Source organism: Roseovarius litorisediminis, assembly GCF_900172295.1.
Lineage (GTDB): Bacteria > Pseudomonadota > Alphaproteobacteria > Rhodobacterales > Rhodobacteraceae > Roseovarius > Roseovarius litorisediminis.
Window position 1 is genome coordinate 1 of the sequence record NZ_FWFL01000025.1, and the last position, 5967, is coordinate 5967.

A 5967-nucleotide genomic window follows, 5' to 3' on the forward strand; every position below is an offset into this window, starting at 1 on the left:
CGCTTGAGGATCATGTCCCACAGGATCACCTGCTGCGCTCCATCGACCGGTTCGTCGATCTTGGCGGCATCCGCACGCATCTTGCGGAGTTCTACAGCCACACGGGCCGCCCCTCCGTCGATCCCGAACTGCTGATCCGCATGCTGTTGGTCGGCTATTGCTTCGGCATCCGATCCGAGCGACGGCTCTGCGAAGAGGTGCATCTGAACCTCGCGTATCGCTGGTTTTGCCGCCTCGATCTGACGGACCGCATCCCGGATCACTCGAGCTTTTCCAAGAACCGTCATGGTCGCTTCCGCGAAAGCGATCTGCTGCGCCATGTGTTCGAGACAACGGTTGCTCGTTGCATGAAGGAAGGCTTGGTTGGCGGTCAGGGCTTCGCGGTCGACGCCAGCCTGATCAGCGCGGATGTGCAGAAGCAGAACTCGAGCAACCCCGGGGATTGGGCAGCCCGCGAGATTTGTCCTGATGATGCACCGCGTGCCGTCCGCGAGTACCTCGACACGCTGGACGACGAAGCCTTTGGGGCGGCGACCACCGCAAAGCCCAAGTTCACAGCCCATGCTGACCCAGCAAGCCAATGGACAGCGGCGCGCAAAGGCCCTGCGTTCTTTGCGTATTCCGACAATTACCTCATCGATACGGACCACGGCATCATCATGGATGTGGATGCCAGCCGGTCGAACAAGACCGCCGAGGTGGGCGCGATGCGCAAGATGCTCGACCGGACCGAACAGCGCTTTGGCGTGAAGCCCGATTGGATCGCGGCAGATACGGCCTACGGGTCTTCCGACACTCTGGTCTGGCTGGCATTAAAGCGCCAAATCCTTCCCTTCATCCCGGTCTTCGACAAGGGTGAACGGACCGACGGAACCTTCTCGCGCTCCGACTTCACATGGGATGATGAGAACGACCGGTACATCTGCCCGGGCGGCAAAGAGATGCGGCATACATGGCGGACCTATTCAGATCCAAAACGGAATGCGCCAGTTTGGAAATCCAGAAACTATCGGGCACTGAAATCAGACTGCACAGGATGCGAGCTGAAGGCAAAGTGCTGCCCCAACGCTGAAACGCGTTCGGTCCATCGCGATAAATATGAGATCGTCAGAGACTTTGCTCGCCAATGCACCACCTCAGACTTCAATCCCAAGGCTCAGGCGCGACGAAAAAAGGTCGAGATGCTCTTTGCCCACCTCAAACGCATCCTCGGCCTGGGGCGACTACGATTACGCGGTCCCTGCGGCGTTCAAGATGAGTTCACCTTGGCAGCCACCGCCCAAAACCTCCGGAAACTGGCAAAGCTCAAGCCAATACTGCCCGCCGCAGGTTGAACCGATGGTTACGCCGTCGACATCCAAACGAAATCAGGGCGATAGCTCAAACAGGCGCGCCGAAATCAAAGACTTTTTCAACAAAATCGGCTCGAAGCCGTCGTTAGCTGCTGTCTGTACCAATGGCTGCTCAGCGGGACAAAACAGACGGTCATAGTATTAATTCCAATGTCTGGTCTTTATGCTCTGCTGCTGTGTGGCAGTTTAGATTTTTGTCCGCAGCGTCTTTATGACTGCCGCTGTTTCCTGAGCGCCAAATCCAGCGGCTTGGGCTCTGTTTACCCAAGCTGCCATCAAATCCGGTAGCTCACTGTTGATACCTGAATCTTGTGCTTGTTGCTGCAATTGGCGAACCGCTGCCCAAGCGACATCAACTGAAGCACCGGCCTCACTAATGGTATCAAATGTTCCGTTATTGATAGTTTCGGTCAGCGGGACAGCCCGATCTCCGGGCGGCAAGATTGCCGTGAACTCGGATACTGGAACGCCTTCCGCTTCACACACCAGCGCACCGTGGATCGACCCAAATATAATGCCTAGGGTTCGAGACAAAAAAGCCAGATCTACCGTAGACGGCGCCCTGATATTTGGTCCGAGATACCGAAGACCACCGGCCAGTGCACGTAATTCGCTGCTGCAATCCTCAAAAGCTTTCTGTTGACCTGCTACAACGATTTTCCCGTTTTCCGTGCCGATACTTCCAGGCCAGCACAGAATGGCACCGGCAAGAAATGACGCGTTTCGTTCCGCGAACCATTTCTCTGCATCGACCGCCTCTTTCGGCGAAGCAGTGCTAAGTTGCACGACGGTTCGTCCGGCCAACAACGCTTGGGTGTCTTTATCCTCAAAAAGCTCGGATGTTGCGCTGTAGCTCGGCAAACAGACAATGACTTTGGGACTGGCGGCTATAGCATCATCAATACTCGCCGCCTGCCTTGCGCCGGCTGCAACGAGAGGTCGCGTTTTTTCAGATGTCCGGTTCCAAACCGTCAATTCGCGATTCGCACCAACAAGCGCCATTGCCAGCGCTGTCCCCATCGCCCCAAGGCCAATCACCGAAATTTCAGTCATTTCAAATCCTCGGTAAAAAACCGTTATTTACTAGCACGTATCGAAGCCGAAGTCGCGGGTTATGTTTTTGCAACAGCGATCAAGTGCCAAATTCCGGCTTCTACAGCATTGCAGCAGTTCGTGTTCCATGCAGCAAATGCCACACTGGGCTCAGAGCGGACTTGTGGCGGCGCAGCGGGGCAAGCTTGGACTGCGCTCCGAAAGCAGCCATTCCCGAAACACAGAAAATTCAACGCTTTCAGCGGCGTGGCCCGATGCCCGGACATTCGGCTGTTCGGATCGGTCGTTGGGCTACAGAGCCTGGCACGTCCGCACTGAGCCCGAAGCGGGCTCGCGATGATCGTCGCGTTTTGATAAGTTTGACGATCCATTTGTCCGGCTTGAAGAATTGGCCTACTCTTCGTTGAATGAACGCAAAGGCAAGCGAAATCGATTTGGCTGGAATGCCAGATCCAGAACGTCTCAATGTCGATGGAACCAGTTTCCCACTCGTCCGTGTCGGTAACGGAGTCCCGGTTCTTTTCGTTCACGGGGCGTGGGCCGACCATCGGATTTGGTGCGGTTTCTGGAAGCCAATGTCCCGCAAAACGAAGTTTATGGCGATTACTCAACGCCATTTCGGATTGATGGAATGGGCGGACGACAAGCCATTCTCCCGTCAAGTTCATACCGATGATCTGATCGCGGTGTTGGCAAAGTTGGATGAACCCGTTCATCTCTTTGGCTGGTCTTATGCAGGCGGGGTTCTTTTGCGGACCGCCGCAATCAAGCCAGAACAGGTACTTTCCCTAACCATTTTCGAGCCGTCATTTGAATGTGAAGATCTGTCCGAACCAGGCCCTTTACTGCGGGCCCGTGAGGATGCTTGGAAGCGACTGGAACCTGCCTATCATATGGCGGAGGGCGGGAACCTACGGGCGGCCATGCACATCGGTCTCGAAGCAGTCTACAATATGAAAGAGGGTGGTTTCTCTGATCTACATACTGATTTTCAAAAAGTCCACTTGGACAATTGCCACACGATGCTGCCTGACCTACGCGCAGAGCCTGCAAAGCCTCTTATGTCAGAAGAGTTCAATCGAATCCGCTGTCCAGTCCTCGTCCTTTATGGCGAGAATTCATTGGATCAGTACAAACTTATGGCACAAGAAACCAGCAACAGTATTGAGAACGCCAAACTCACGAAAGTTCCCGGGGTAAGCCATGGGGGCCCTGTGCAAAGACCGGATTTGATAGCAAAAGCCGCTTTGGATTTCATTATCAGCCAGACGCATTAACATTCCGCACGCGGATTTGTGTAGTCTTGCCAAAGTCCGCTTGGTCCGCAGAGCAGACCAGACCTCACGTTAACCGAAATAGAATGACAGCTAAGCGGCTGTTGCTGCGGATACAACCGACGGAATTGGTAACCTCCACGGGCCATTCGAGCCATATTTGGATTTGATCAGCTTAATCATTGCCGCTCGGATATCGGCCAGCGCATCGGGGGGTTGCGAACGAAGAAGTATCCCACCTCGCACTGTACCCTCCATGAACAGGGTAACAATGTCGTCCGCGTTGTTTGTTTCAACAACGTTCTCCACAATGGTTTGCGAGATATCAGAGAACCCAGCATTTGTTAATGCGGGTACAACTATTTCGGGGTCCGCGTAGTCATGCAGACCAGGTCCAGGGGGCAGTTGAACCGAAGGATCGCCATGACGACCGATTACCTGAAACAAATCTCCGAGTATTGTGGGAATTGTTGGGCCGTGCCACACTGAGAAAGACAAGCGGCCGCCCAACCGCAGAACCCGATGCGCTTCTTCCAGAACGCTGATCGGGTCGGGCACGTGCAAAATGCCAAAGCCAATCGTAACAGCATCAAAACGGGCGTCTTCAAAGGGAAGGTGCATGGCATCACCCTCGATGAATTCTACTTCAGGCACATTTTGACGTGCCAACTGCAACATCGCAGGCGAGAAATCCAACCCTATTGCTTCGGCTCCGGCGGAATGCAGCCCAGCGGTGACAACACCCGGGCCACAACACAGATCAAGAGCAAGTACTCCCGGACCCGCTCCGACCTGTCGCACGAGTTCCGGAACACTTTGTGAGGTGGCACCTTCCAAACTGGCTGCATAGCTTTGAGCGGTTTCAGTTTCGGACCAACCCTTTTTTTCAACGGTTCCGAATTCAGAAAACTGGTTTGTAGTCATTGTTCGCTCCCCTGTAAGTGGGCAGGATAACACGTTTTGCTCATCTGGTGGCCTGAAACATCCTTTTTTCGCTGGACAGCTGAGTGTTACCAGTACTGCAGATTGGCTTCTTGCTACCAAATGCCAACGACCGTTCTGTCCCGCATATCAGACCCTAGCGCAGCGCGCAGCTAATGACCCGAACGAGCCCGAAGGCGACATTCTTGCCAGATCGTGCTACACCATTTACGAGGCACTCATACATCAGGAACCGCACTTTTCGGAGGACGGGTTCATGATCATGCGGATATTTCAGGTCATCATAAGACCGGGCAAAGAAGAGGAGTTCGCCAGGTTCTTCCATGAGACAGCAATCCCATTGATGAAACGGACAAAGGGTATCGTTCAGATTTTGCCCGGCGCCCCGCTAGCAGATTCACCGAGAGAGTTCAGCTTTGTGATGGTGTGGGACAACCTGGAGGCGCTGAAGGAATTCGTCGGTGAGGACTACGCGAGCCCGCACGTTGATCCGGCCGAGGCGGAACTGGTCGAGTCCCGTACTATCAAACACTACGATTTAGTCAGATAGCAAATGACTTTAAAAAACACTCCGGAGGGAAAGATGTTTAAAGGGAGATGCGGTTGCGGCGCGGTCACGTACCACATGAAAACGGCACCAATGTTCGTGCATTGCTGTCACTGCTGCGAGTGCCAGCGACAAACCGGAGCGGCCTATGTACTGAACGCCATAATCGAGGCTGATCGGGTTGAGTTCGAGGGACCGATCACCGAACACGAGCTTCCAACACCAAGCGGAAAGGGTCAGATCATCACCCGTTGCAGAGATTGCGGCGTTGCCGTCTTCAGCAGCTACATGGTCCGTCTAGGCAAGTTGCGGTATGTGCGTGTCGGGACCTTGAATGATCCGGATCAGTGTCCTCCGGACGTGCAAATCTTCACGAGCAGCAAGCAAACTTGGGTGCCGCTCAGCGAGGATATTCCCATCTTTGACGAATTCTACAAGTTCGACGAGGTCTGGCCGAAAGAGGCGCTTGACCGGTTGGAGGCTGCACTGGCCTGACGCGTTTGGCAGCATCTGCGGTGGTCCGCATTGTCCGCAACACTGACCTCTGGGTGTTAAGAATGAAGCACAAATGTCGAATGGCAGCTTTGGGGACGCCGCCCTGCAGCCTTGATGGTCTGGGCCAAGATCCGGTTTGGGCCGGTCATGTAGCTTCTGCCCTCGACATGAGGGGCGTATTTTGTTGAAAAACTCTTCCTTGATCGAAGTCTGAACTGCTGATTCAATTCCTGTAATCGAGGGGGAGGACCGGCGATGATGGGACCGAGGCAGGAAGCGCAACCGGCGCTGTTCTACGAGTTCT

General features: G+C 54.4%; 6 protein-coding genes. 4 read left to right on the plus strand and 2 right to left on the minus strand.

The window, feature by feature from the left end:
- Positions 1 to 1334: transposase (locus PEL8287_RS19525; protein WP_085894125.1), on the plus strand; the 1334-nt coding region annotated here is incomplete at its 5' end.
- A gap of 204 nt (positions 1335 to 1538) precedes the next feature.
- On the opposite strand, the gene PEL8287_RS19530 is transcribed toward PEL8287_RS19525, so the two are convergent.
- The gene (locus PEL8287_RS19530; protein ID WP_085894126.1) at positions 1539 to 2405 is read right to left on the minus strand and encodes an NAD(P)-dependent oxidoreductase; all 867 of its coding nucleotides are present in this window, start codon (positions 2403 to 2405) and stop codon (positions 1539 to 1541) included.
- A 443-nt stretch (positions 2406 to 2848) separates the two neighbouring features.
- On the opposite strand from PEL8287_RS19530, the gene PEL8287_RS19535 reads away from it, so the two are divergent.
- Positions 2849 to 3682 carry an alpha/beta fold hydrolase gene (locus PEL8287_RS19535; protein WP_268877844.1) on the plus strand — a complete coding sequence of 278 codons (834 nt, stop codon included), beginning with the start codon at positions 2849 to 2851 and terminating at the stop codon, positions 3680 to 3682.
- A 90-nt stretch (positions 3683 to 3772) separates the two neighbouring features.
- Here the strand turns inward: PEL8287_RS19535 and PEL8287_RS19540 are convergent, their stop codons facing one another.
- The gene (locus PEL8287_RS19540; RefSeq protein WP_085894128.1) at positions 3773 to 4603 is read right to left on the minus strand and encodes a class I SAM-dependent methyltransferase; all 831 of its coding nucleotides are present in this window, start codon (positions 4601 to 4603) and stop codon (positions 3773 to 3775) included.
- 274 nt (positions 4604 to 4877) lie between these two features.
- Between PEL8287_RS19540 and PEL8287_RS19545 the strand changes: the two genes are divergently transcribed.
- Positions 4878 to 5171: an antibiotic biosynthesis monooxygenase family protein gene (locus PEL8287_RS19545; protein WP_085894129.1), complete on the plus strand. Its 294-nt coding sequence runs from the start codon at positions 4878 to 4880 to the stop codon at positions 5169 to 5171.
- Between the two features lie 33 nt (positions 5172 to 5204).
- On the plus strand, positions 5205 to 5663 hold the full coding sequence (locus PEL8287_RS19550) for a GFA family protein (RefSeq protein ID WP_139837883.1): 459 nt from the start codon (positions 5205 to 5207) through the stop codon (positions 5661 to 5663).
- The last annotated feature ends 304 nt before the right edge of the window (positions 5664 to 5967 follow it).